Here is a 24,469-nt window from a genome sequence, read left to right on the forward strand (position 1 = left end):
CGTCCCGTGCCTCGTGGACGGGCGGGGCGCGGGCCGGGCGGGGGCCCGAGGGCGTACCCGGAAAGGGTCGCCCGGGCGTGCCGGGACGCCCGGCGCCCGGGCGTCCCGGGACGCCGCGGGTGGGTCAGTGAAGCATGCGCCGGGCCAGCCGGCCGGTGTGGTCCAGCGCGGTCAGGTAGGCGCGCGCCCACGCCATGATGTCGTGCTCGGCCAGGTGCCGGCGCATGGCCCGCATCCGGGCCTGCTTGTCGGCCGGGTCCGCGCTCAACGCCCGCAGCAGGGTCTGTTTCAGCCCGTCCAGATCGTGCGGGTTGACCAGGAACGCCTGCTCCAACTCGGCGGCGGCCCCGGCGAACTCGCTGAGCACCAGGGTGCCCGAGTCGTCCTCGCGGGCGGCCACGAACTCCTTGGCGACCAGGTTCATCCCGTCCCGCAGCGGGGTGACCACCATGACGTCCGCGGTCTGGTACAGCGCGGCCAGCTGGGAACGGTCGAACGGCTGGTTCAGGTAGTGGATGGCGGTCTCCCCGACCCGCCCGAACTCGCCGTTGATCCGGCCCACCTCGCCCTCGATCCGGTCGCGCAGGTCCCGGTAGCTCTCCACCCGTTCCCGGCTGGGCACCGCGACCTGCACCAGCACGGTGTCGCGCACCTTGAGGTGCCCGTCGCGCAGCAGCTCCGAGTACGCCGTCAGCCGGTGCTCGATCCCCTTGGTGTAGTCCAGCCGGTCGACGCTGAGCAGGATCCGCTTCGACTCGCCCAGATCGCGCCGCAGCTGCCGGGCCCGGCTGCGCACGTCCGGCCGGGTGGCCAGGGCTCGCATCTCGGCGACGTCGATGGAGACCGGGAACGCCCCGGTACGCACGGTCCGCCCGCCCACCGTGATCGCCCCCGCGGTGGTCTCCGCGCCGAGCAGCTTCTTCGCCAGCTGGGCCAGGTTGTGCGCGGCCTGCTCGCGCTGGAAGCCGACCAGGTCCGCGCCGAGCATCCCGTGCACCAGCTCGACCCGCCGTGGCAGCTGCATGAACAGCTCGGGCGGCGGGAACGGCACGTGCATGAAGAAGCCGATCAGCAGGTCGGGGCGCATCTCCCGGAGCATCTGCGGGACCAGCTGCAGGTGGTAGTCCTGCACCCAGACGGCGGCGTGCCGGTCGGCCACCTCGGCGGCGGTCTCGGCGAACCGCTGGTTGACCGCGCGGTACGTGTCCCACCACTCCCGCTGGAAGACCGGCTGCTGCACCGCGTCGTGGTACAGCGGCCAGAGGGTGGCGTTGGCGAACCCTTCGTAGTAGCCGCGCTGCTCCTCGGCGGTCAGCGGGACCGGGCGCAACCGCAGGCTGCCGATGTCCGGCAGGCGCGGGGCCGGGCCCATCCCGCCGGCCCACCCGACCCAGGTGGCCGGGGCCTGCCGCAGGATCGAGTGCAGGGCGCTGGCGAGTCCGCCGGGGCTGCGCCGCCACTCGCAGGCGCCGTCCGGGGCGGCGTTGTCATCGAGGGGCAGACGGTTGGCGACGACCACGAGTGAACTCTGGCGCATCACCGTAGGTTACCGGTACCGCACCGATGCTTGTCGATGCAGTCTGGCTCACACCACGGCACCGTCGTCGAAGTCGTCGTCGTCGTCACCCGAGCGCAGCCGCCAGACCAGGGTGGCCGCGCCGCCGACGATCGCCGCGAAACCGAAGAGCATCACGTAGAAGGTGTCGATCGGGATCAGCACCGGGAAGAGGAAGAGCACGAAGCCGAGGACCACGCCGAGGACGCCGGCGACCGCGTACTTCGAAATGTGCGGCAGCGGTGGGGGAGGCGGTGGGACGTACCGCTCCTCCTCGTCGTCGGCGCCGTCCGGGAAGTCGAACGGGTCGACCACGGGGTGCACGGCCGGCGGGTCGGTGCGGCGACGGTGCAGCGGGCGCCCGTCCTCGCCGACCGGCCGGCCGCTCTCCCGGCGCTCGGTGTCCGACGTGGTGCCCTCGGCGGCGGGCCAGGGCGCGGTCGCCCCGTCGACGGTGGTGTGGAAGCCGGCGATGATCTTCTCCCACTCGGCGTCCACCTCGGCCTGCGGCCGGGGCGCCGGCGGGGTCTCGGCGGGCCGGGTCGGTGGGGTGCCGCCGGTCACCTGCTGCAGGTGCTCGCGCGCGGCCGCCAGGTGGGTCCGGTCGACGTAGAGCCGGTCGATCGGGCGGGCCGGCAGGGTGGTGGCCCGCAGGATCGGGTTGAGGTCCGCGGTGGGTTGCAGGTAGGCCGCGATGTTGTCGGCGGCCAGCACGTCGAGCAGGTGCTCCCCGATGCGTGGATCGACGTCGCCCGCGACCGCGTAATCGGCCGCGTCGAGCCCGTTGTCCCGCCGCCCGCGACGGGCGCCACCCGCTGTCACCGATCCACACCCCCTCGCCGACCGTGCCTTGAATGGTGACACGGCAGGCGCCTCTTGCGGGAGTGCGTTGTGGCGTGCCGCCCCCGCTTCGTACGCTTCACCTCGCCCCGGGATGCCGGCGGCATCCGCTGAAAGGACGGCAGTGTTCTACTGGCTGCTCAAGTTGGTGCTCCTCGGACCCGTGCTGAGGCTCCTCTTCCGCCCGAAGGTCGAGGGCTTGGAGAACGTGCCACGCTCCGGTCCGGTCATCCTGGCCTGCAACCATCTCTCCTTCTCCGACTCGATCTTCACCCCGTTGGTGATGAAGCGGAAAGTGACCTTCGTCGCCAAAGCTGAATACTTCACCGGCAAGGGGATCAAGGGGTGGTTCTCGCGGATGTTCTTCGTCGGCGCGGGGACGATCCCGGTGGACCGTTCGGGCGGGGAGGCCGCCCAGGCGGCGCTGGACACCCTGCTGCGGGTGCTGCGGGACGGGAACGTCGCCGGCATCTACCCGGAGGGCACCCGGTCGCCGGACGGCCGGTTGTACCGCGGCAAGACCGGGGTGGCCCGGCTGGCGCTGGAGAGCGGCGCCCCGGTGGTGCCGGTGGCCCTGCTGAACACCGACGAGATCCAGCCGACCGGCACGCTGATCCCGAAGATCCAGCGGGTCCGGATGCGGATCGGCAAGCCGCTCGACTTCTCCCGGTACGCCGAATCGCGTGGCGACCGGTTCGTCGAGCGGGCCATCACCGACGAGATCATGTTCGAGCTGATGGCCCTGAGCGGCCGCGAGTACGTCGACGTCTACGCCTCCAAGCTCAAGGAGGCCACGCCCGCCTAGCTCATCCCGGCGCGCCGCTTCAGGGCCTGCACGTCGGTCACCACGATGCGCCGCCCCTCGGTGCGCAGCCAGCCGCGGTTGGCGAACGAGCCGATCGCCTGGTTCACGCTCTGCCGCGAGCCGCCGGCCATCTCGGCGAGCTGGCTCTGGTTCAGCTCGATGGTGATCATCGGGGCCTGGCTCTCCCCGGAGAGCCGGACCAGCGTCTTGGCCACCCGGCCGGGCAGATCGAGGAAGACGTGGTCGGCGTTCTGCTCGGTGAGGCGGCGGATCAGGCCGCCCACCGAGCGCATCACCGCGTCCAGGATGCGCGGGTTGGAATGCACCAGGTCCATGAAGGCGGCACGGGACAGCGACAGCGCCTGCGAGTCCTCGATGGCCTCGGCCGAGGCGCTGCGGGTCGACGCGTCCAGCAGGGACACCTCGCCCAGCACGTCCGGCGGGCGGACCACGGTCAGCACGGCGCGCTCACCGGTCGGCGCGGTGCGGAAGACCGCGACGGCGCCCCGTTTCATGATGATCAGGGAGTCCCCGGGGTCGTGCTCGACGAAGAGGATCTGTCCCTTGCGGTAGTGACGCGGAACCGCCGTGGCGATCACCCGCTGTCGTACGTCCGGCTCCAGCCCGGCGAACATCTCCACGCCGGTTAGCGCGTCGCCGGAATCCGGCAGGCGATGGTCCACGGCGTATCCCTCCCCCGAATGGGGACCGCGTCGACCCGGCCGGCGTCGGCCCCACGACGCGAACGATCACTAATAGCACGAAGCAAGCTGTGAACGCCATTTCTACTACGGACATCGAAGCTCACCTCGTACGATCATGTCCTTTCGGTCGCTTTCTGTAAACACCCCATCGCCTTCGGTGATTGTCGCCCAGGCTGTCCGTCGTATTTGAGTGGTCTGCCGTGATAATCCCGCCGTGCCGGAAGACGACATTGTGCGAACTGTGCTGCGTGACCAGTGGCACCTCGTCCCCACCGCGATCACCGAGCTGCCGATGGCGATGATGTCGCGCGGCTGGGAGGTCACCGCCGGGAGTGAGCGGTACGTGGCCCGTCTGGTGGACACCGCCGCGCGGCTGCCGGTCGAGGCCGGCCTGGCCGCCGCCGAGCACCTGCGCGGGGTGCGGATCGAGGCCGGTGAGCCGGTCCGCACCCTGGCCGGCGCGCTGACCGTGGAGACCGCGCGCGGCGCGCTGGCCGTGCTGCGCCGGCCACCCGGGCGTCACCTGGACGGCGCGGACCCGGTCGACCAGCAGTGGTGGGGGGAGCGGCTGGGCGCCGTGCACCGGGCTCTGCAGGACTTCCGCCACCCCGGCCTGCGGCCCTGGCAGCTGCTCGACCCGGAGGCCGCCCACCTGGACGCGGAGTCCTGGCTGCGTCCGGCGGTCACCGCCGCGGTCACCGCGGCGACGCGGCTCACCGTCACCGATCGGCTGACCTACGGCGTCCTGCACGGCGACCCGGCCCCGGAGGTGTTCGTGCTGGACGTCTCGACCGGGCGGTCCGGCCTGCTGCACTGCGGCGCGGGCGGCACCGGCCCGCTGGTGTACGACGTGGCCGCCGCCGTGCTCTACGCCGGTGGCCCGGACCGGGCCGGCGAGCTGCTGGACGGGTACCGCGCGGCCGGCCCGGTGGCGGGTGACGAGCTGGAGGCGGCGCTGCCGGTGCTCCTGCGGCTGCGCTGGGCGGTGCTGGCCGAGCGGTCCGCGCTGCGGGGGTGCCGGCGCGGGCTGGCGGCGGCACGGGCGGCCCTGGGGTCCATGCCCGGATGACGATGGGCGAGGATGTACCCGATGGTGTACCGCTATTTCTACGACTGTGAATTCATCGAGGACGGCCGGATCGTCGACCTGGTCTCGATCGGTGTCGTCGACGAGTTCGGCCGCGAGTTCTACGCGGTCAGCACGGAGTTCGACGACAGCCGGGCCGTGCCCTGGGTGCGCCGCAACGTGCTGGACAAGCTCCCGTCCCCGGCCGACCGGGCCTGGCGCAGCCGGGAGCGGATCCGCGACGACCTGTACGAGTTCCTGATGGAGCCGCTGCGCGGGCGCGGCGAGCAGATGGAGCTCTGGGCCTGGTACGCCGCCTACGACCACGTGGCGCTGGCCCAGCTGTGGGGCGCCATGCCGGCCCTGCCGCGGGAGATCCCGCGGTTCACCAAGGACCTGCGCCAGCGCTGGGACGATCTGGGCCGCCCGGCCCTGCCGGAGATGTCCGGCCGGCACGACGCGCTGGTCGACGCCCGGCACAACCTCGCCCGCTGGCAGGCGATGCTCGCCCGCTGACTAGCGCCGGCGGGCCTCGAACGGGGGCACGCAGTCGTGCACGATCGTCTCGACGTCGGCCTGGCTGATCGCCGGGCCCAGGTCGCCGTTGTCCGGTCCGGCCCGTAGCCCGTCGATGACCAGTTCCAGGAACCGGCGGTAGACGTCCGGCCGGCCGCCGCCGGTGTGCCGGGCCAGGTCGGTGACCGTCGCCATAATGATCGGGAAGTCGTTGAGCCCGACGTCGGCCCGGAGCGTCCCCTCGGCGTGGGCCCGCTCGATCAGGTCCTGCAGCAGCGGCACCAGCTGCTCGCCCGCCTTGGCGAACTGGTGCCGGTCGATGCCGATGCAGAGCGCGGCGTCGCGCAGCCCGCGGTCGACGGCGTGCATCTCGACCGAGCGCCGCAGCAGCAGGGTCAGCCCGTCCCAGGCCGCGGGCAGCGCCGCCGCGTCCTCGGCGAGCGACACCAGATCCTCCAGGCGGTCCGCGAACAGCGCCTCGATCAACGCTTCCTTGGTGGGGAAGCGCCGGTAGACCGTGCCCACCCCGACGCCGGCGTGATGCGCCACGTCGTCGAGCGTGGCGGCGAATCCGCGGGCGGCGAAGACGTCCCGCGCGGCGGTCAGGATGCGTTCCCGGTTGCGCTGCGCGTCGCGCCGCAACGGTCGGGCGGTCTCGGCCATGTGTCCGAGCCTACAACTAAGCGGAGGTGATTCCTCAAGTTACCCTGCTAACCTGCCGAAGCGGAGGAAGTATCTCAACTTTCGAAAGGCCACGATGAGCACCCTTACTGATCGACCCCGGGACCTCCGACGTGAGGCTCCGGCCGCACCGCCGGCCGGAGCCGGGCGCTGGTGGGCGCTGGTCGTGCTCGCCCTCGCGCAGCTGATGGTGGTGCTGGACGCCACGATCGTGAACATTGCGCTGCCCACCGCGCAGGCCGGGCTCGGCTTCTCCGACGCCGACCGCCAGTGGGTGGTCACCGGGTACGCGCTCGCCTTCGGCAGCCTGCTGCTGCTCGGCGGCCGGCTCTCCGACTTCTTCGGCCGTAAGCGGATGTTCCTGATCGGCCTGATCGGGTTCGCCCTCGCGTCCGCGCTCGGCGGCGCCGCCAACGGCCTGGAGATGCTGATCCTGGCCCGCGCGCTGCAGGGCGCGTTCGGCGCGGCGCTGGCCCCGGCCGCGCTGTCGCTGCTGTCCACCACGTTCACCGAGCCGGCCGAGCGGGGCAAGGCGTTCGGCATCTTCGGCGCCATCTCCGGGGCCGGTGGCGGCATCGGCCTGCTGCTCGGCGGCGTGCTGACCGAGTACGTCTCCTGGCGCTGGTGCCTCTACGTCAACCTGGTGATCGCCGCGCTCGCGGTGGCCGGCGCGGTGTTCAAGCTCAGGGACGAGCCGATCCCCGCGCACGGACGGATCGACGTGCCGGGCACCATCGCGGCCGTGGTCGGCCTGGTGGGCCTGGTCTACGGGCTCGGCAAGGCGGAGACCGACGGCTGGACCGACGCGTGGACCCTCGGCCCGATCGTCGTCGGCGTGCTGGCGCTGATCGCCTTCGTGCTGATCGAGCGCCGGGTGGAGCACCCGCTGCTGCCGCTGCGGGTGGTGCTGGACCGCAACCGGGGCGGGTCGTACGCCTCGATCGCGATCGCCGGCGCCGGCATGTTCGGCATCTTCCTGTTCCTCACCTACTACCTGGCCCAGGTCCTGCACTTCACCCCGGTCAAGACCGGACTGGCGTTCCTGCCGATGCTCGGCGCGGTGATGCTGACCGCGACCACGGCGGGCTCGCTGCTGGCGCCACGGATCGGCCCGCGGCCGCTGGTCCCGCTCGGCGCGCTGATCGCGGCCGGCGGCATGGTCTTCCTGACCCGGCTGCAGCTGGACTCGACGTACGCCGGCGGCGTCCTGCCCGGCCTGATCATCATCGGCCTGGGCCTCGGTCTGGTCTTCGCGCCCACGCAGAACGCCGCGACCTCGGGCGTCGAGCACCGGGACGCGGGGGTCGCCTCCGCGATGATCAATACGGTGCAGCAGATCGGCGGCTCGATCGGCACCGCGCTGCTCAGCTCGTTCGCGGCCACCGCGGCCACCGACCACCTCGCCGGCAAGCAGCCGACCCCGCAGCTGGTCGCCGAGGCCGCGCTGGAGAGCTACCACACGGTGTTCTGGTGGTCGGCCGGTTTCTTCCTGCTCTCCGCCGTCGTCGCCGCGTTCCTGTTCCGCACCGGGCCGCTCGACGTCGATCCGGACGCGCCGCCCGCCATGGCGCACTGACCCCGTCTCGCGCCGGAAGCCGGCCGGCATCGCCGGCCGCGCTTCCGGTGCCTGCGTTTCCGGTGCCTGCGTTTCCCGTGCCTGTGCTTCCCGTGCCTGCGTTTCCCGTGCCTGCGTTTCCCGTGCCTGCGCTTCCCGTGACTGCGCTCCGGGCGCGCCGCCGGGCGGTGGGTGAGCCGGTCATGGGACGTGGTAGCGCAGGATCCGGTAGGTGTTGAGCGCGACCCCGAGCACCACGATGCCGGCGCCCGGCGCGCCGCCGAGGAGCAGCAGGTCGATGCCGCGCGGGTTGGCCAGCAGCTGGCTGGCGCCGGCGGTGACCACGCCGGTGGCCAGGCCGCCGTAGGTGAAGCGGAGCATGCTCGTGCCGGCGGCCTGGAAGGACGTGTCCCCGACGCGTTCCGCCGAGTAGACGACGATCTCCATCGGGCCCAGCCGGAACGTGTGCTGGTCCAGCGTCTCCTGCAGGGCGCTCACGTTGGCCTGCCAGGGGCGTACCGGTTCGTTGGTCAGGTCCAGCGCCGGCTGCTGCGGGGACGCCGTGCCGGCCGGTGTGACCTCGGCCGCCGGCGCCACCTCAGCGCCCGGGGTGCCGGCCTCCGCCGTGCTCTCGACCTCGTGGTCCCGCTCGGCGGGCGAAGCCGGTGGATGCACACCGTCGGATGCCCGGCGTATCGAGCGTGGCAGATGCAGATGCTCCAGGATACCGCTCACGATCCATACCCCCTTACGAGGGAGAGCGGGCAAAGGATGACCGTTCCCTGAGAGGAAGGGTACAGCCTAAAACCGCAGGTGATGCCGTTAAGTCCGTACAAATGTCCATACCCTGATCGGGTGCCGCGGCGGGGTCTGCACCGTGATCATTTTGTGACGTAGTTCACACGTATGCCACGGTGTGTCGCGCGGTTCGCTGCCCATGAATGTCGAACACGGCTGCGACCTGCGGTTTTAGGGTCACGGGGCATCCGTCGACGGTCGCCTATCGGGATCTGGTCTTGCCAACCGGTATGCATCCCGAGCCCAACGGGCGTATGCATACCTAGAGGGCTGAGGTCCGGACCGGTCGCCGGACGACCAGGGTGCCGCGCTCGCTGTGGCAGCTCACCGGGCCCGCGCACCGGCAGCCCGGTCCGACCTACGAGGTAAGGAGGTCACCGTGTCCGAATGGCAAACCCGACCCGTCCGAGTCGCGGGCGGCCCGGTGCCCGGCAGTGCCGCGCACGCGCCGGCGCCACCCCGGGCCAAGCGCCGACGCCGTGGCAGTCCAGGGGGAGAGGAGGGGTGGACGTGACCGACCTCGCGAGCGACATCGATGCGGATATCCGGAGCAGCACCGCGACTACCCCGCCCACTCCGCCCACCGCACGTCCGCAGCCGCCCGGCGGCCGTGGCGGCGGCAACCAGCTGACCCGCACCACCGTCAACCTCACGCCCCAGGCGGTGGCCGCTCTCGATCGCATGATCGGCGATGGGCAGGGACCCAACAAGTCCGAGCTGATCAACCGGGGCATCCAGGTACTCGAGATCATTCAGCACGTCCTCGGGCCCAGCAACAACCGGCTCACGATCAAGCGCGACGACGGGACCGAGGAGAGGATCTGGATCGTCCGCGGGTGATCCGCGCGATCCACCGACGGGACCCAACGCGAACAGCAGACCACGACGGCGCCCGGCCGCGACCGGGCGCCGTTCCGCGTTCTCCGGCGCCGTTGCGCGTGCCCGGGGGCGCCGCCCGGCCGGGCTGCCGGATCGCTCGATCGGGGCGCCCCGGCGGCCGCCCCGGCTCGTTGCTCCGGGCGGAAGCCGTTCCACGAGAAGGGCCGCGTTCAGCAGGCCCGGAAGCGGAGACTAGAGTTCGGCTTGCGGCTCACCCCGGGCCGGCAACGCTGCCGAAGGCGCTCCCGGGGCTTTCACGGGCTATCTGCATCTCGCTACCCGTCAGGGGAAGGACGAGGAGAAACATGCGTATCGGCGTGCTCACCGGTGGCGGCGACTGCCCCGGTCTCAACGCGGTCATCCGTGCCGTGGTGCGCAAGGGCGTCACCGCTTACGGTCACGAGTTCGTCGGGTTCCGGGACGGCTGGAAGGGCCCGCTGGAGGGTCTGACGAAGCCGTTGGGCATCGCGGAGGTCCGCGGCATCCTGCCGCGCGGTGGCACGATCCTGGGCTCCTCCCGCACCAACCCGTTCAAGATCGAGAACGGTGTCGAGCGGATCAAGGCCAACCTGCAGGAGCAGGGCGTCGACGCGCTGGTCGCGATCGGCGGCGAGGACACCCTCGGCGTCGCGACCAAGCTCCACGACCTGGGCGTGAACGTGGTCGGCGTGCCGAAGACGATCGACAACGACCTCAACGCCACCGACTTCACCTTCGGCTTCGACACCGCGGTCAACATCGCGATGGAGGCCATCGACCGGCTGCACACCACCGCCGAGTCGCACCACCGCACCCTGGTCGTCGAGGTCATGGGCCGGCACGCCGGCTGGATCGCGCTGCACGCCGGTCTCGCCGGTGGCGCGAACGTGATCCTGCTGCCGGAGCGCAAGTTCGACGTCGAGCAGGTCGCGACGTACGTGACCAAGCGCTTCCAGGTCGAGTACGCGCCGATCGTGGTGGTCGCCGAGGGCGCCCAGCCGCTGGACGGCCAGATGGTCCTGCACAACCAGGAGCTCGACTCGTTCGGCCACGTCCGCCTCGGCGGCATCGGCCAGTGGCTGGCCGAGCAGCTGGAGGAGAAGACCGGCAAGGAGGCCCGCACGGTCGTCCTCGGTCACATCCAGCGCGGTGGCACCCCGACCGCGTTCGACCGGGTGCTGTCCACCCGGTTCGGCCTGCAGGCGATCGACGCCGTGCACGAGGGCGACTTCGGCAAGATGATGGCGCTGCGCGGCACCGACATCGTCCGCGTCCCGCTGATCGAGGGCACCGGCGAGCTGAAGACCGTCCCGCTGGAGCGTTACGAAGAGGCCGAGGTCTTCTTCGGCAACTGATCCATCCGGAGAATGCCGGGGGCCGCTCGGCCCCCGGCATTCCCGCTTGTTCCGTCCCCTTGAGGAGTCCTGTGTTGCCCGAGCACACCGTCGCGGTGATCGGCGCCGGCAAGATCGGCGAACTCGTCGTCTCCGGCCTGCTGCGCTCCGGATGGCCGACCGATCGGCTGCTGGTCACCGCCCGCCGCGCGGCGCGCGGCGCGGAGCTCGCCGAGAGGTACGGCGTGACGGTGGTGGGCAACGCCGAGGCGGTCGAGCGGGCCGACGTGCTGGCCATCGCGGTCAAGCCGCAGGACGCCGCGACGCTGCTGGACGAGATCGGTCCCCGGGTGCCGGCCGAGAAGCTCGTGATCTCGCTCTGCGCCGGCCTGCCGACCAGCTTCTTCGCCGCCCGCCTGCCCGAGGGCACCCCGGTGATCCGGGTGATGACCAACACCCCGGCCCTGGTCGACCAGGCGATGACCGCGATCTCCGCGGGTCCGCACGCCAACGGCGAGCAGCTGGCCATCGCCGAGGAGATGTTCAAGCCGCTCGGGGTGACCCTGCGCGTCCCCGAATCGCAGCAGGACGCGGTCACCGCGCTCTCCGGCTCCGGCCCGGCGTACTTCTACCTGCTGGTGGAGGCCATGGTCGACGCCGGCATCCTGCTCGGCCTGCCGCGCCAGGTCGCCCACGAGCTGATCGTGCAGACCGCCATCGGCTCCGCGGTCATGCTGCGTGACTCCGGTGAGCACCCGGTCAAGCTGCGCGAGGCGGTCACGTCCCCGGCCGGCACCACCATCTCCGCGATCCGCGAACTGGAGAACCACGGGGTGCGCGCCGCGCTGCTGGCCGCCCTGGAGGCCGCCCGCGACCGGGCCCGCGAGATCGCCGCCCAGGCGCGCTGACCGCGCTGCGGCCCGGGCCCCGGCTCGGCCCGGGGATCCCCGGACGGCGCGTGGCGGTCCGCCGGTGGCGCGGCGCCGCGCGGGTGGACCCGGGGCGTGGCCGGTGGCCCGCGGACGGGACTCGCCGGGTCGTACCCGGAATGTCAATACCAGATGGCGATCCGCGAGCCGTTGTCCTCCTCCGGCGGTGACGGGTAGGACAGCGCCGTGTTGGTGGCCACCCGGTGGGCGGTCCAGGCGACCGCGGCGGCGTCCAGGATGTCGTCGGGCGGGGCCTGACCGGCCGGGCCGAGCTGGTCGGGCAGCACGATGCCGTGGCGGGCCAGCAGCTGCCGGCGGCGGGCCTGGCCGCTCCAGGTCTTCTTGGCGAACGGCAGCGGCTCGCCGGCCATGGTCCGGAAGGACACCTCCGGGTGGGCCTCGAAGAGCAGGCCCGGGTGGCGTTCCCAGAGGGCGTTCGCCTCGAGCAGCTTGGGCCGCAGCGCCCAGGACTGCCGGCTGAGCCCGGCGCCGGTGAGCTCGCGGCAGAGCCGGTTGGCCGCGGCGAAGTCCGGCTCCATCCAGACCGCGCGCGGCGGCACCCGGAACACGCTGCTGCGGCGCGGGCCGAGCTGGTCGGCGGCCAGGGTGTCGGCGGTGCGCCAGCGGTCCGGCAGCATGCCGAGGGGGATGTCGACGCCGATCACCGCGGCGCCGGAGCTGCCCGCGACGATCTCGTACAGGGTGGAGGCGAGCACCGCGCGCCCGAAGGCGCCGTCGCGGAGCTCGACCCCGACCCAGCCGAGCGCGTACGCGTCGACCCCGATCACGTGAATGCTCATCGGCCGCTCAGCGGGGCAGTAGCTTCTCGACGGTCGCGACCAGGTCGGCGTCGTCCGGGGCGACCTGTGGGTCGAACCGGGCGGCCACCGTGCCGTCGGGGGCGACCACGAACTTCTCGAAGTTCCACCGGATGTCCGGCCCGTCGCCGATCAGCTCGCGGTAGAGCGGGTGCCGGCCGGGGCCGTTCACCTCGCTCTTGGCCGCCAGCGGGAAGGTCACGCCGTAGTTCACCCGGCAGAACTCGTCGATCTCGGTGGCGGTGCCGGGCTCCTGGTGACCGAACTGGTCGCACGGCACCCCGAGCAGCACGAGGCCACGGTCGCGGTAGGTGTCGTAGAGATTCTGCAGCTTGTCGTACTGCGGGGTCAGGCCGCAGCGCGAGGCCACATTGACCACCAGCAGCACCGAACCGCGGTAGCGGTCCAAATCGGTCGTGCCACCGGTGAGGGCGTCAATGCTGACGTCGAAGATGGTCATGACGGAAGACTACGCGGTGTGGCCACTCGAATGCACGCCGTGTTTATCCCGTGCCCTCTGTTAAAGAGACCTTAAAGGTCGTCACCTGGCTTGACTGGTGTTAATCAATGTGACTACCGTCTCCTCATCCTCTCTCTCTGGAAAGTTTCCTATTAATGAGGAGACCGTAGTGGGCAAAACCCTCCGCCGGGCGCTGCTCGCCGGCGCGGTCGTGATCGGCGCCTCGGCGTCGGTCCCGCTCGTGCCGGCGAACGCCGCGACCGCGTGTGCCGCCGCCTGGTCTGCCAGTTCCGTGTACGTGAAGGACAACGTCGCCTCACAGAACGGGCACAACTACACCGCCAAGTGGTGGACCCAGAACGAGTCCCCGGCCACCCACAGCGGTGCCTGGGACGTCTGGGTCGACAACGGCGTGTGTGGTGGCACGACCACCCCGACCACCGCCCCGACCACGACCCCGCCGACCACCCCACCCACCACCACGCCGACCACCCCGCCCACGACCGCGCCGACCACGACGCCGCCGACCAGCGGGACCAGCGGCAAGAACGTCGTCGGCTACTTCGCCGAGTGGGGCGTGTACGGCCGCAACTACCACGTCAAGAACCTGGTGACCTCGGGCTCCGCCGCCAAGCTGACGCACATCCTGTACGCGTTCGGCAACACCACCGGCGGCCAGTGCTCGATCGGTGACTCCTACGCCGACTACGACCGCGCCTACTCCGCGGCGGAGAGCGTCGACGGCGTCGCCGACACCTGGGACACCGGCGCGCTGCGCGGCTCGTTCAACCAGCTGCGCAAGCTCAAGAAGCTCTACCCGAACATCAAGGTGATCTGGTCGTTCGGCGGCTGGACCTGGTCCGGCGGCTTCACCCAGGCCGCCGCGAACCCGACCGCGTTCGCCAACTCCTGCTACAACCTGGTCAAGGACTCCCGCTGGGCCGACGTCTTCGACGGCATCGACGTGGACTGGGAGTACCCGAACGCCTGTGGTCTGACCTGCGACACCAGCGGCCCGGACGCGTACAGCAAGGTGATCTCGGCGCTGCGCACCAAGTTCGGCACGAACTTCCTGATCACCTCGGCGATCTCCGCGGACGGCTCGAACGGCGGCAAGCTCGACGTCGCCGACTACGCCTCCGGCATCGCGAAGCTGAACCTGGTCTTCCCGATGACGTACGACTACTTCGGCGCGTTCAACGCCAAGGGCCCGACCGCCCCGCACTCGCCGCTGACCTCGTACGCCGGCATCCCGCAGGCCGGCTTCTACTCCGACGCGGCGATCCAGAAGCTGAAGAGCAAGGGTGTTCCGGCCAGCAAGATCCTGCTCGGCATCGGCTTCTACGGCCGCGGCTGGACCGGGGTCACCCAGGCCGCCCCGGGCGGCACCGCGACCGGCGCGGCCCCGGGCGCCTACGAGGCGGGCATCGAGGACTACAAGGTCCTCAAGAGCAGCTGCCCGGCCAACGGCACGGTGGCCGGCACCGCGTACGCCTTCTGCGGCTCCAACTGGTGGAGCTACGACACCCCGTCGACCATCGCCGGGAAGATGTCGTACGTCAAGCAGCAGGGCCTCGGCGGCGCCTTCTTCTGGGAGTTCTCCGGCGACACCGCCAACGGTGAGCTGATCGGCGCCATCAAGAGCAACCTGTAGACCTGTCCCTTCGACGGAGAATGCGGGGCACCGGGTCCAGGCCCGGCGCCCCGTTTTCGTAGGCTCTTACCATGCGCCGTGAGTGGCATCAGCTAAGCCATCCGGGACTGGCGACCTCCCGCCCGTCCACCGACTCCGCCGAGGACGAGGCCCTGGGCCTCGACCGATGGCGCGACCTGCCCCGGGTGCAGATGCCGCCCTGGCCGGACATGGGCGAGGTCGCCTCGGTCTGCAAGGTCCTGGAGAACGTCCCGTCGATCGTCGCGCCGTACGAGGTCGACCAGCTGCGCGGCAAGCTCGCCGAGGTGTGCGAGGGCCGCGCCTTCCTGCTGCAGGGCGGTGACTGCGCGGAGACCTTCGCCGACAACACCGAGAGCCACCTGCTGGCCAACGCGCGCACGCTGCTGCAGATGGCGGTGGTGCTGACCTACGGCGCGTCGATGCCGGTGGTCAAGGTGGCCCGGGTCGCCGGGCAGTACACCAAGCCGCGGTCGTCGCTGACCGACTCGCTGGGGCTGCCGGCGTACCGCGGCGACATGATCAACTCGCTGGACGCCGACGAGACGGCGCGGATCGCCGACCCGCAGCGGATGATCCGGGCGTACGCGAACTCCGCCGCCGCGATGAACATGCTCCGCGCCTACCTGGCCGGTGGCCTCGCCGACCTGCACGGGCTGCACGACTGGAACAAGGACTTCGTCCGCGCCTCACCGGCCGGCGAGCGCTACGAGGCGATCGCCCGGGAGATCGACCGCGCCCTCGACTTCATCCGCGCCTGCGGGATGACCGACAACGAGGCCCTGCGTACGGTCAGCCTGTACTGCTCGCACGAGGCGCTCGCGCTGGAGTACGACCGGGCCCTGACCCGGGTCTCCGGCGGCCGGGCGTACGGGCTGTCCGGCCACTTCCTGTGGATCGGTGAGCGCACCCGCCAGCTCGACCACGCGCACATCGACTTCATCAGCCGGATCGCCAACCCGATCGGCGTCAAGCTGGGCCCGACCACCAGCCCGGAGACCGCCCTGGAGCTGTGCGAGAAGCTCAACCCGGACAACGTCCCGGGCCGGCTCACCCTGATCAGCCGGATGGGCAACGGCAAGGTGCGCGACGCGCTCCCGCCGATCGTGGAGAAGGTGCACGCCGCCGGCGCCAAGGTGGTGTGGCAGTGCGACCCGATGCACGGCAACACCCACGAGTCGTCGAACGGCTACAAGACCCGGCACTTCGACCGGATCGTCGACGAGGTGCTCGGGTACTTCGAGGTGCACCGCGGCCTGGGCACCCACCCGGGCGGCATCCACATCGAGCTGACCGGCGAGGACGTCACCGAGTGCCTGGGCGGCGCCCAGGGCATCGAGGACCTCGACCTGCCGGGCCGGTACGAGACCGCCTGCGACCCGCGCCTGAACACCCAGCAGAGCCTGGAACTGGCCTTCCTCGTGGCGGAGATGCTCCGTGGTTGATCTGCGCTCGGACACCGTGACCCGGCCCACCCCGGGGATGCGCGAGGCGATGGCGGCGGCCGAGGTGGGCGACGACGTGTTCGGCGACGACCCGAGCGTCAACGCGCTGGAGGAGCACGTCGCGGCCCTGTTCGGGCACGAGGCGGCGCTGTTCGCCCCGACCGGCACGATGGCCAACCAGATCGCCCTGCAACTGCTCGTCCCGCCCGGCGGCGAGCTGCTCGCCGGGGCGGACGCCCACGTGGTGACGTACGAGCTGGGCGGGGCCGCGGTGCTGGGCGGGATCTCCAGCCGTACCTGGCCGTCGGACGGCGCCGCGCTCGACGTCGACCGGATCGCCGACATGATCCGGCCGGCCGGCTTCCCCTCGGTGCCGACCGCCGCGATCGCCGTCGAGCAGACCCACAACCTCGGCGGCGGCGGGGTGATCCCGCTGGCCACGCTGCGCGACCTGCGCGCGGTGGCGGACGAGCGCGGGGTCGCCCTGCACTGCGACGGCGCCCGGATCTGGCACGCGCATGTCGCCGACGGGGTGCCGCTGGCCGGCTACGGCGCGCTCTTCGACACCCTCGCGGTGTGCCTGTCCAAGGGCCTCGGCGCCCCGGTCGGCTCGCTGGTGGTGGGCAGCCGGGAGCGGATCGCCCGGGCCCGGGTGATCCGCAAGCGGATGGGCGGCGGGATGCGGCAGGCCGGGCTCCTCGCCGCCGCCGGCCGGTACGCCCTCGACCACCACCTGCAGCGGCTCGCCGAGGATCACACCCGGGCCCGCCGGCTCGCCGAGGGGCTGGCCCCGCTGGGCGTGGTCGATCCGGCCCGGGTGCGTACCAATCTGGTGCCGCTGGACCTCACCAAGGCGCCGCTGGACGCCACCGAGCTGGCGGCCGAGGCGGCCCGGCGCGGCGTGCTGATCGCGGCGATGCTGCCCCGGCTGGCCCGCCTGGTGGTGCACCTCGACGTGGACGACGACGGCATCGACGAGGCCATCTCGGTGCTGAGCGTGTTGCTCTCGTAACTTTCCGCAAGTCCGGCGTTCCGGGCCCGATGGGTTGCTTCGCTATGGCGAAGACACCTCGGGCCCGCAGGGCCACCGCAGCCGCAGCCACCGCTGTCGCCGTCATCGGCAGCGTGGCGATCACCCTCGTCCCGCCGTCCGCGGCGTACTCCGCGACCGGCGCCGTCCGTGCCGTGGTCGCGGCGGCGCCGGTGGTCACCGGCATATCCCCGTCCACCGGTCCACTCGGCGGCGGCACCCCGGTCGTCGTCCTGGGCTCGGGCTTCTCCACCCTCGACCCCGGCGACCCGCGCGCGGTCACCTTCGGCGACGTCCCGGCGGAACGCTTCGTGGTGGTCACCGACACCAAGCTCGTCGCCACCACCCCGGCCGGCGCCGGCACCGTGCCGGTCAAGGTCACCGGCAGCGGCGGCGCCGCCCGGACCGCTCCGGCCTTCGGCTTCCGGATGGAGCTGACCGCGGCCTTCGACGGCCTTGCGGCCCGGGCCACCGGCGGCACCGAGATCCCGGTCGAGGTCGGCGGGGGGACCGCCGGCGCCACGGCGGCGGCGTTCGCCGCCCTCAAGATCACCGCCCGGGTCGGCGGCCTGCCCGCGAAGGCGACCTGGGTGGACCCGACCCACCTGCGGGTCACCGCGCCCGCGACGTCCCGGACCACCCCGGCCGCCGTGCAGCTGGTGCACGACGGCTACGCCGGGCCGGAGTCCACCTCGAAGGTCGGCTACTTCCCCGTGGTCACCGCGGTCACCCCCGGCTCGATCCGGGTGGAGGGCGGCGAAGCCATCCGGATCACCGGGGCGGGCTTCCTCAGCGTGGACGAGTCGGACCCGGAGGCGGTGACCGTCGGCGGCGTCGCCGTGACCGCCTTCTCGGTGAACTCGGCGACCCAGATCGAGGCGGTCCTGCCGCCCGCCGCGGCCGGCGCCGCCACGGTGCGCGTCACGACCCCGGACGCGGCCAGCCCGGCGGAGGGGCCCGCGGTCACCTACCGCGGAGTGCTCGCCGTCGACGGCTCCGGCGACCAGTTCCTGCGCGCCGCCGGCGGCGCGCACGTGCTGACCGTCACCGGCGGCACGCTGGGCGCGACCGCCAGGGAGTACGCGGCGATGCCGGTCACCGTGCAGCTGGGCGCCGCCCGGCTCATGGCCGCCTATGTGGACCCGACCCACCTGCGGGTCCCGGTGCCCGCCCTGCGCACCGAGACGGCCGAGCTGCGGCTGGTCCAGGACCGCATCGCCGGACCGGCCACCACGCTGCCGGTCGGCGCGGTCGTCACCAGCCTGTCCGCGAGCAGCTCCCCGCTGGCCGGCGGCCGGACGGTGCAGGTCCGGGTGGCCGGCCTCGGCGCCGACGAGGCGTCCGGCTTCACGTTCGGCGCCACCCCGGCGACCTGCGAGAAGGGCGCCGCCGCGACGTCGCCGATGTTCGTCTGCACCGTCCCGGCGGCGGCCCAGGCCGGTCCGGTGCCGGTGCGGTTCACCACGGGCGGCGGCACGGCGAGCCGGTTCACCGCGGCCGCCACGTTCACCTACACCGACATCGACTGACGGGAAGCCTCATGACGCACTCGAAGAAGCCCCGCCGCGCCGCCGGGCTCGCGGCCGCGGCCGTGCTCGTGGCGGCCGGCGTCCCGGCCGTCGCGACCGCCGCCCCGTACCGGGCGGGCGCCACCGCGACGGCGGCGGCCGCGAGCGCCGGGCTGACCGCCGCGTTCGAGGACCGGATCGCGGCCAGGCCGACCGGCGGCACGGTGATCCCGGTGACCGTGGGCGGCGGCACGGTCGGGGCGACCGCGGCCGCCTTCGGCACCCTGCGGATCACCGCCACGGTGGGCGGGGTCAGCGCCCCGGTGACCTGGGTGGACGAGAGCCACCTCAAGGTCACCGCGCCGGCCACGACCAAAGCCACCACGGCGACGATGCGTCTGCTCAGCAAGGGCGTCCCCGGGCCGGAGTCGGCGTCGGTGGTGGCGTACCGCCCGGCGGTCACGGCGGTCGCCCCGGCCCGGATCAGCGCGGCCGGCGGCGCCACCGTGACCATCTCCGGGGCCGGCTTCCTCGGCGTGGACGCCACCGACCCGGCGGCGGTCACCTTCGGCGGCCGGGCCGCGACCTCGTTCACCGTGGTCTCCGCCACCCGGATCACCGCGGTCGCGCCGGCCGGGGCGGGCGGCTCGGCCGCCGTGACGGTCAAGACAACCGGTGGCGTCAGCGAGGCGTCGGCCCGGGCCGCCGTCGGGTACGTGACCCCGCTCGGCATCGACGTCACCGGCGAACCGGCCGTCAAGGCCAGCGGTGGCCCGCTGGTCCTCACCGTCACCGGCGGCACGCTCGGCGAGGACGCCAAGGCGTTCGCCGCCGAGAAGGTCACCGTGCTGATGGGAACCAAGGTGCTCGCCGCGGCCTATGTGGACGAGACCCGCCTGCGCGTCACGGCGCCGGCCGCCGCCGTCGACTCGGCGCCCTTCACCGTCGTGCACAACGGCATCCCGGGCGAGCCCGCCGTGGTGACGGTGGCGCCGGTGGTGACCAGCCTGTCGCTCCGCAGCGACGTGCTCAGCGGCGGCGCCAAGGTCACCGTGCGGGCGGCCGGCGCGGGCATCGCGTCGGCGAGCGGCTTCACGTTCGGCGCGAACCCGGCGACGTGCGCCAAGCAGGGCACCGGGGCGGCGGTGGCGTTCCTGTGCACGGTCCCGCCGGCGGCCTCGGCCGGGCCGGTCGCGGTCGGCTTCACCTCCGGCACCGGCACCGCGAGCCGCTTCACCGGCGCGGCCACCTTCAGCTACACCGACAACTGACGGCCGACAACTGACGGCCGGCGGCTGCGGCCGCGGGTGGGCGCGACGCTCAGGACGGGGCCGGCGCGGTGGGCGCGACACCCAGGACGGGGGCCGGGGCGGCGGGCGCGACGCCGGCGGCCTGACGGTCCGCGGCGGCTCGGGCGAAGCCGCGGATCAGCGGGTGCGGGGCGGTGCCGGACAGCTCCGGCTGGAACAGCGTGGCGAGGAAGAACGGGTGGCCGGGGAGCTCGGCCACCCGTACCTCGCCGCTGTCGTCGTGGCCGGTGAACCGCATCCCGTGGGCGCGCAGCAGTGCCAGGTGGGCCGGGGCGAGCCCGTACGAGCAGTGGTAGCGCTCGACCGTGCGGGCCGTGCCGAGCAGACGCTCCACCAGCGAGCCGGGGGCCAGTTCGACCGCCGCCTCGTGCCCGGCCAGCGAGCAGGACAGCGGGACGATGAGCTCGTCGCCGGGGGCGGTCCGGCCGTACTCCGCGTGCCCGGCACCGGCGAAGCCGCAGACGTCGCGGGCGAACTCCAGCAGCGCGTGCTGGAAGCCGCCGCAGGTGCCGAGGAACGGGATCCCCTCCACCCGGGCGGTCCGGGCCGCGGCGACGCCGCCGGCCTCGCTCGCGTACGGGCTCCCGGGCACCAGCCACACGCCGGCGAACCCGCGCAGCGCCTCCGGGTCCTCGGCCACCGGCGTCGGCACCCAGTACACGTCCAGGTCGAGACCCTCCTCCTCGCGCAGCGCGTCGATGATCGTGGGAATGCGCGTGTGCGCGCGAACCGTCGGTGACCGGTCACCGACCAGGGCGATGGAAATCATGTCGCCATCCTCGGCCGCCCGGGCAGATCACGTCCAACGATCGTCGCTGTACCCGGCATTAGCCTTGCTGATGTGGATCCGCACCTGCTGCGCACCTTCGTCGAGGTCGCCGAGACCGGCTCGTTCTCCGCCGCCGCCGAGCGGTTGCGCTACACCCAGTCCGCGGTGTCCCAGCAGATCGCCGCCCTGGAGGCCGACCTGGGGACGGCGCTGCTGACCAGGCGGCCGGTGGCGCTGACCGCGGCCGGCGAGCGGCTGCTGCGGCACGCCCGGCTCCTTCTGGTACGGCTGGCAGCCGCCCGCGCCGACGTCACCCGTACCGCCGCCCCGCCCGGGCGGCTGGGCCTGGCGCTCACCCCGCTCGCCTGGACGCCTCCGGTCGCCGCCGCCCTCGCCCGGATCCGTGCCACCTCCGCCCGCCTGCGCCCCCGCCTGCTGATCGCCGACCTGCCCGCGGTGGTCACCGCCACCGCCACCGGCGCGACGGACCTCGGCCTGGTGGACGGATTCACCGCGCCCAGCGACCCGCTGCGCCTGCCCGAGCCGGGTGATCCACGGCCGGTCCGGGTGACCGAGAGCCCGGCCGTGGTCGCCGTCCCGGCCGGGCACCCGCTGGCCCGGCACGCCTCGGTCGATCTGGCCGACCTGGCCGACGCGTACTGGATCGAGGCGTCCCGGGTCGCGCCGCTGGACCGCCTGCCGGTCGACGGGCTGCGGGCCGGGCTGCACTACGACGGCGCCGAGGTGACGGTCCTGACCGGGCTGGTCGCCGCCGGGCACGGGCTGGCGCTGCTGCCCGCCCCGCTGCTGGCCGGGCGCGCCGATCTGGTGGCGGTGCCGATCGGCGCGCCGCGCCTGGTGCACCGGGTCGAGCTGCTGCGCGCCCCGGCTGCCGCGGACCCGACCGAGCCGGCCGCCCGGCTGGCCGCCCTGCTCACCGGCTGAGACCCCGGGTCAGGCGTCGCGCAGCCCCTTGAGCAGCGCGATGTCCGCCGCGTGCCCCTCGTGCTCGACCGTCGGGGTCTCCACGATGACCGGCACGCCCGCGGTGGCCGGATGCCGGAACAGCTCCGCGAACGGGGCCGTGCCGATCCGGCCCTTGCCGATCGTCTCGTGCCGGTCCCGGGTCGACCCGCAGTCGTCCTTCGAGTCGTTCGCGTGGATCAGCTGCAGGCGCCCCGGACCGGCCGCGGCCACCAGGGCGTCCAGCGTCGCGGTCATCCCGCCCGGGGTGACCAGGTCGTGACCGGCCGCCCAGGCGTGGCAGGTGTCGAAGCAGACGCCCAGCCACGGGTGCCCCTCGACAGCCGCCAGATAGGCCTCCAGGTCCTGCACCTTCGACGCCAGGCTGCGGCCGCCGCCGGCGCTCGGCTCGACCAGCAGCCGGGGCAGCCCCTCGGCGGCGGCCGTGTCCAGCAGCGGCAGCAGCCGCTCGTGCAGCTGGTGCATGGCCTTGTCGGCGTGGGCCTCGTCGACCGAGCTGCCGGCGTGGTAGACCACGGCCGTCGCGCCGATCGCCCGGCCGCGCCGCAGCGCGTGCTCCAGCGCGGCGACCGAGCGCTCCACCGTCAACTCGGTCGGTGACCCCAGGTTGACCAGCAACGACGCGTGAATGTACGCGGGCAGCTCCCGCTCGCCGATCCCGTCCCGGAACAGCGCGTCCTGCTTCGGGTCCCCGGGCGGCAGCGCCCAGCCTCGGGAGTTGGCGACGTACACCTGCAGAGTTTCCGAGCCCGCCGCGTCGACGTACGGGAGGGCGGCCTTGGCCAGCCCGCCCGACGTCTTCGTGTGCGACCCGATCCGGCGGTCTAGAAGCACTGCAGCTGCACCGGGCTCTGCGGGGCGACCTGCTGGTTCGGGCCGGGGTTCTGCGCGAACACGGTGCCGTTCGGGTTGAGCCCGCCGATCTGCGCGACCAGGCCCGCGCCCTCCAGCGTCGCCTTCGCCTGCTGGCACGGCTGACGGCCCACGTCCGGCACGGTGACCAGCGGCGGCCCCTTGCTGACGTCGAGGGTGATCTCGGCGTTCTTCTCCACCCCGGTGCCGGGTTTCGGTGTCTGGGCGAGCACCTGGTCGGCCGGCTGGTCACTGTCCTTGGAGCGTTCCAGCGCGGTCAGCCCGAGCTCCTGCAGCTTGCCGCGGGCCTCGTTGATGTTCATCCCGACCAGGTTCGGCACGGTGATCGGCGCGCGGCCCTTGCTCAGCACGACGGTGACCGTCTCGCCCGGCTTGAGCTCGGTCCCGGCCCGGGGGCTCAGCGAGATCACCACACCCTCCGGCACGGTGTCGCTGTACTGCCCCTTGCCCTCCCTGTACTTCAGGCCGAGCTCCTCCAGCGAGCCCTTGGCGCTGGCCGCCTCCTGCCCGCTCAGGTCGGGCACCGCGTGCACCTCGGGGCCGAGCGACAGGATCAGGGTCAGCGTCTCGCCCTTGACCACCCGCTCGCCGGGGCCGGGGTTCTGGCTGACCACCGAATCCTTGGCGACGGTGTCGCTGTACCGCCCGTCGCCGTAGAACACGCCGAAGCCGGCTTTCGCGGCGGCCTCCTCGGCCGCCGCCTTGGGCAGGGTCAGCAGGCTGGGGGCGTCGGTGTAGCGGCCCACGGCGAGCCACCAGGTGCTGCCGAGCACGACCAGGACGGTCACCGCGATCAGCGAGATCAGCGAGGCCCGGCGGCGGTCGGCGAAGAGCCCCTCGCGGTGCGGCTCGGCCGCGCCCCGGCGATGCGGCGCGCTCCGGGCGCCGCCGTGCTCGGGCAGCCGTGCCCAGGACGGGCGGTGGCCGCCCGGGTGGTGGGCGGCGGGGACCGGCGGGACCAGGGCGGTGGCGTCCGCGGCGGGCACCGTCGGCACGATCGTGGTGGCGTCGGCGGGCCGCCCGGGGACCGGGCTCAGCAGCGCGGTCGCCGCGTCCGCCGTGCCCAGCGTGTCGCGGACCGCCTGGACCTCGGTGAGCAGCCGGCCGGCGTCGGTCGGGCGCTCGCCCGGGTTGCGGCGGGTGGCCCGGGCGACCAGGCCGTCGAGCGCCCGCGGCAGGCCGGGGACCAGCGCCGACGGGGCCGGCACGTCGTTGTCCACGTGTTTCCAGGCGACCTCGACCGGATCGGCGGCGTCGTACGGCACCCGGCCGGTGAGCATCTCGAACAGGACGATGCCGGCCGAGTACACGTCGGTACGGGCGTCCGCCTGGCCGGCCTGCACCAGCTCCGGAGCGACGTACGCCACGGTGGCCATCAGCTGGCCGGACTCGTCGACCGTGCTCGCCTCGATGGCCCGCGCCAGACCGAAGTCGGCGACCTTGACCACGGCGTCCACCAGGTCGTTCGTGCCGCCGCTGGGCGCCTCGGCGACCAGCACGTTCTCCGGCTTGACGTCGCGGTGCACCAGGCCGGCGCGGTGCGCGGCGGCGATCGCGGCGAGCATCTGCTCCAGGATGGCCAGCGCCTCGACCGGGGTCAGCCGGGTGCGCTGGGCCAGCAGGTCACGCAGCGTGCGGCCCTGGACGAACTCCATCACCAGGTACGGCAGGCCCTCGTGCCGGCCCTGGTCGTAGACGGCCACGACGTTCGGGTGGGTGAGCCGGGCGATGGTCTTCGCCTCGTCGGTGAACCGGTCGACGAAGTGGACGTTCGTGGCCTGCGACGGGTGGATGATCTTGAGCGCGACGGGGCGCCCGAGCCGTTCGTCGGTGGCCCGGTACACGGTCGCCATGCCACCACGGGCGACGCGACCGGTGATCCGGTAGCGCCCGTCAATCGTTGTGCCGATCAACGTATCGGCGACTGTGGTGTCCATCGGCGTGAAGTGTATGTGTCTT

At 72.8% G+C, this 24,469-nt stretch carries 23 protein-coding genes; 13 read left to right on the forward strand and 10 right to left on the reverse strand.

Translation table 11 applies throughout. From position 1 onward, the window contains the following. Positions 1–124 precede the first annotated feature (124 nt). Positions 125–1,537: an alpha,alpha-trehalose-phosphate synthase (UDP-forming) gene (locus ACTEI_RS07720; protein WP_122977016.1), complete on the reverse strand. Its 1,413-nt coding sequence runs from the start codon at positions 1,535–1,537 to the stop codon at positions 125–127. Positions 1,538–1,585: 48 nt separating this feature from the next. Further along, positions 1,586–2,377 (reverse strand): DUF308 domain-containing protein, encoded by a 792-nt coding sequence (locus ACTEI_RS07725; RefSeq protein ID WP_122977017.1) that lies wholly within the window; start codon positions 2,375–2,377, stop codon positions 1,586–1,588. A 142-nt stretch (positions 2,378–2,519) separates the two neighbouring features. Between ACTEI_RS07725 and ACTEI_RS07730 the strand changes: the two genes are divergently transcribed. Continuing rightward, the gene (locus ACTEI_RS07730) at positions 2,520–3,200 is read left to right on the forward strand and encodes a lysophospholipid acyltransferase family protein (RefSeq protein ID WP_122977018.1); all 681 of its coding nucleotides are present in this window, start codon (positions 2,520–2,522) and stop codon (positions 3,198–3,200) included. On the opposite strand, the gene ACTEI_RS07735 is transcribed toward ACTEI_RS07730, so the two are convergent. After that, on the reverse strand, positions 3,197–3,883 hold the full coding sequence (locus ACTEI_RS07735; protein ID WP_122977019.1) for a Crp/Fnr family transcriptional regulator: 687 nt from the start codon (positions 3,881–3,883) through the stop codon (positions 3,197–3,199). The genes ACTEI_RS07730 and ACTEI_RS07735 overlap by 4 nt on opposite strands. A 253-nt stretch (positions 3,884–4,136) precedes the next feature. On the opposite strand from ACTEI_RS07735, the gene ACTEI_RS07740 reads away from it, so the two are divergent. Next, complete coding sequence (locus ACTEI_RS07740; RefSeq protein ID WP_244940670.1) at positions 4,137–4,973, forward strand: phosphotransferase enzyme family protein; 837 nt, start codon at positions 4,137–4,139, stop codon at positions 4,971–4,973. A 21-nt stretch (positions 4,974–4,994) separates the two neighbouring features. Continuing rightward, complete coding sequence (locus tag ACTEI_RS07745) at positions 4,995–5,486, forward strand: polyadenylate-specific 3'-exoribonuclease AS (protein WP_122981976.1); 492 nt, start codon at positions 4,995–4,997, stop codon at positions 5,484–5,486. Here ACTEI_RS07745 and ACTEI_RS07750 read toward each other — a convergent pair whose 3' ends face one another. Continuing rightward, positions 5,487–6,149 carry a TetR/AcrR family transcriptional regulator gene (locus tag ACTEI_RS07750; RefSeq protein ID WP_122977021.1) on the reverse strand — a complete coding sequence of 221 codons (663 nt, stop codon included), beginning with the start codon at positions 6,147–6,149 and terminating at the stop codon, positions 5,487–5,489. Between the two features lie 94 nt (positions 6,150–6,243). On the opposite strand from ACTEI_RS07750, the gene ACTEI_RS07755 reads away from it, so the two are divergent. Next, positions 6,244–7,743 (forward strand): DHA2 family efflux MFS transporter permease subunit, encoded by a 1,500-nt coding sequence (locus ACTEI_RS07755; protein ID WP_122977022.1) that lies wholly within the window; start codon positions 6,244–6,246, stop codon positions 7,741–7,743. A gap of 180 nt (positions 7,744–7,923) precedes the next feature. Here the strand turns inward: ACTEI_RS07755 and ACTEI_RS07760 are convergent, their stop codons facing one another. Continuing rightward, positions 7,924–8,457, reverse strand: coding sequence for a hypothetical protein (locus ACTEI_RS07760; RefSeq protein WP_145830823.1), 534 nt, complete (start codon positions 8,455–8,457; stop codon positions 7,924–7,926). A gap of 573 nt (positions 8,458–9,030) precedes the next feature. Here ACTEI_RS07760 and ACTEI_RS07765 point away from each other — a divergent pair. The 3 genes from ACTEI_RS07765 to proC all read left to right on the forward strand — a co-directional run bounded on the left by ACTEI_RS07765 (position 9,031) and on the right by proC (position 11,620). Further along, entirely contained in the window at positions 9,031–9,360 is a 330-nt protein-coding gene (locus ACTEI_RS07765) for a hypothetical protein (RefSeq protein ID WP_145830824.1), read from the forward strand. Between the two features lie 344 nt (positions 9,361–9,704). Continuing rightward, entirely contained in the window at positions 9,705–10,733 is a 1,029-nt protein-coding gene (locus tag ACTEI_RS07770; protein WP_122977025.1) for a 6-phosphofructokinase, read from the forward strand. A 74-nt stretch (positions 10,734–10,807) separates the two neighbouring features. Beyond that, complete coding sequence (gene proC / locus ACTEI_RS07775; protein WP_122981977.1) at positions 10,808–11,620, forward strand: pyrroline-5-carboxylate reductase; 813 nt, start codon at positions 10,808–10,810, stop codon at positions 11,618–11,620. A 143-nt stretch (positions 11,621–11,763) separates the two neighbouring features. Here the strand turns inward: proC and ACTEI_RS07780 are convergent, their stop codons facing one another. Together ACTEI_RS07780 and ACTEI_RS07785 are read right to left on the reverse strand one after the other, a co-directional pair. Next, positions 11,764–12,441, reverse strand: coding sequence for a DUF429 domain-containing protein (locus ACTEI_RS07780; protein ID WP_122977026.1), 678 nt, complete (start codon positions 12,439–12,441; stop codon positions 11,764–11,766). Positions 12,442–12,448: 7 nt separating this feature from the next. Continuing rightward, entirely contained in the window at positions 12,449–12,919 is a 471-nt protein-coding gene (locus tag ACTEI_RS07785) for a glutathione peroxidase (RefSeq protein WP_122977027.1), read from the reverse strand. 169 nt (positions 12,920–13,088) lie between these two features. On the opposite strand from ACTEI_RS07785, the gene ACTEI_RS07790 reads away from it, so the two are divergent. The 5 genes from ACTEI_RS07790 (at position 13,089) to ACTEI_RS07810 (ending at position 19,845) form a co-directional block, all read left to right on the forward strand. Next, positions 13,089–14,573: a glycosyl hydrolase family 18 protein gene (locus ACTEI_RS07790; protein ID WP_122977028.1), complete on the forward strand. Its 1,485-nt coding sequence runs from the start codon at positions 13,089–13,091 to the stop codon at positions 14,571–14,573. 71 nt (positions 14,574–14,644) lie between these two features. Continuing rightward, a complete protein-coding gene (locus tag ACTEI_RS07795) occupies positions 14,645–16,036 on the forward strand; it encodes a class II 3-deoxy-7-phosphoheptulonate synthase (RefSeq protein ID WP_122977029.1) in 1,392 nt (463 codons plus the stop codon). Then, complete coding sequence (locus ACTEI_RS07800) at positions 16,029–17,048, forward strand: threonine aldolase family protein (RefSeq protein WP_122977030.1); 1,020 nt, start codon at positions 16,029–16,031, stop codon at positions 17,046–17,048. The genes ACTEI_RS07795 and ACTEI_RS07800 overlap by 8 nt, the downstream gene beginning before the upstream one ends. 44 nt (positions 17,049–17,092) lie before the next feature. Next, positions 17,093–18,595 (forward strand): IPT/TIG domain-containing protein, encoded by a 1,503-nt coding sequence (locus ACTEI_RS07805; RefSeq protein WP_164465878.1) that lies wholly within the window; start codon positions 17,093–17,095, stop codon positions 18,593–18,595. Positions 18,596–18,606: 11 nt separating this feature from the next. Next, the gene (locus tag ACTEI_RS07810; RefSeq protein ID WP_122977032.1) at positions 18,607–19,845 is read left to right on the forward strand and encodes an IPT/TIG domain-containing protein; all 1,239 of its coding nucleotides are present in this window, start codon (positions 18,607–18,609) and stop codon (positions 19,843–19,845) included. A 49-nt stretch (positions 19,846–19,894) separates the two neighbouring features. Here ACTEI_RS07810 and ACTEI_RS07815 read toward each other — a convergent pair whose 3' ends face one another. Beyond that, a complete protein-coding gene (locus ACTEI_RS07815; protein ID WP_122977033.1) occupies positions 19,895–20,653 on the reverse strand; it encodes a CTP synthase C-terminal region-related (seleno)protein in 759 nt (252 codons plus the stop codon). Between the two features lie 72 nt (positions 20,654–20,725). On the opposite strand from ACTEI_RS07815, the gene ACTEI_RS07820 reads away from it, so the two are divergent. Beyond that, positions 20,726–21,598 (forward strand): LysR family transcriptional regulator, encoded by an 873-nt coding sequence (locus ACTEI_RS07820; RefSeq protein WP_122977034.1) that lies wholly within the window; start codon positions 20,726–20,728, stop codon positions 21,596–21,598. Between the two features lie 9 nt (positions 21,599–21,607). Here the strand turns inward: ACTEI_RS07820 and ACTEI_RS07825 are convergent, their stop codons facing one another. Together ACTEI_RS07825 and pknB are read right to left on the reverse strand one after the other, a co-directional pair. Continuing rightward, the gene (locus tag ACTEI_RS07825) at positions 21,608–22,471 is read right to left on the reverse strand and encodes a deoxyribonuclease IV (protein WP_187645896.1); all 864 of its coding nucleotides are present in this window, start codon (positions 22,469–22,471) and stop codon (positions 21,608–21,610) included. Then, a complete protein-coding gene (gene pknB, locus ACTEI_RS07830; RefSeq protein ID WP_122977035.1) occupies positions 22,462–24,447 on the reverse strand; it encodes a Stk1 family PASTA domain-containing Ser/Thr kinase in 1,986 nt (661 codons plus the stop codon). Before pknB ends, ACTEI_RS07825 begins: the two co-directional genes overlap by 10 nt. Positions 24,448–24,469 lie beyond the last annotated feature (22 nt).

The organism is Actinoplanes teichomyceticus ATCC 31121 (assembly GCF_003711105.1).
In the GTDB taxonomy this organism is placed as follows: Bacteria; Actinomycetota; Actinomycetes; order Mycobacteriales; family Micromonosporaceae; genus Actinoplanes; species Actinoplanes teichomyceticus.

Coding starts and splice junctions, on each gene's coding strand:
- ACTEI_RS07720 (WP_122977016.1), bottom strand. CDS start 1,537: ATGCGCCAGAGTTCACTCGTGGTCGTCGCCAACCGTCTGCCCCTCGAT.
- ACTEI_RS07745 (WP_122981976.1), top strand. CDS start 4,995: ATGGTGTACCGCTATTTCTACGACTGTGAATTCATCGAGGACGGCCGG.
- ACTEI_RS07750 (WP_122977021.1), bottom strand. CDS start 6,149: ATGGCCGAGACCGCCCGACCGTTGCGGCGCGACGCGCAGCGCAACCGG.
- ACTEI_RS07755 (WP_122977022.1), top strand. CDS start 6,244: ATGAGCACCCTTACTGATCGACCCCGGGACCTCCGACGTGAGGCTCCG.
- ACTEI_RS07770 (WP_122977025.1), top strand. CDS start 9,705: ATGCGTATCGGCGTGCTCACCGGTGGCGGCGACTGCCCCGGTCTCAAC.
- ACTEI_RS07780 (WP_122977026.1), bottom strand. CDS start 12,441: ATGAGCATTCACGTGATCGGGGTCGACGCGTACGCGCTCGGCTGGGTC.
- ACTEI_RS07785 (WP_122977027.1), bottom strand. CDS start 12,919: ATGACCATCTTCGACGTCAGCATTGACGCCCTCACCGGTGGCACGACC.
- ACTEI_RS07795 (WP_122977029.1), top strand. CDS start 14,645: ATGCGCCGTGAGTGGCATCAGCTAAGCCATCCGGGACTGGCGACCTCC.
- ACTEI_RS07805 (WP_164465878.1), top strand. CDS start 17,093: ATGGCGAAGACACCTCGGGCCCGCAGGGCCACCGCAGCCGCAGCCACC.
- ACTEI_RS07810 (WP_122977032.1), top strand. CDS start 18,607: ATGACGCACTCGAAGAAGCCCCGCCGCGCCGCCGGGCTCGCGGCCGCG.
- ACTEI_RS07815 (WP_122977033.1), bottom strand. CDS start 20,653: ATGATTTCCATCGCCCTGGTCGGTGACCGGTCACCGACGGTTCGCGCG.
- pknB (WP_122977035.1), bottom strand. CDS start 24,447: ATGGACACCACAGTCGCCGATACGTTGATCGGCACAACGATTGACGGG.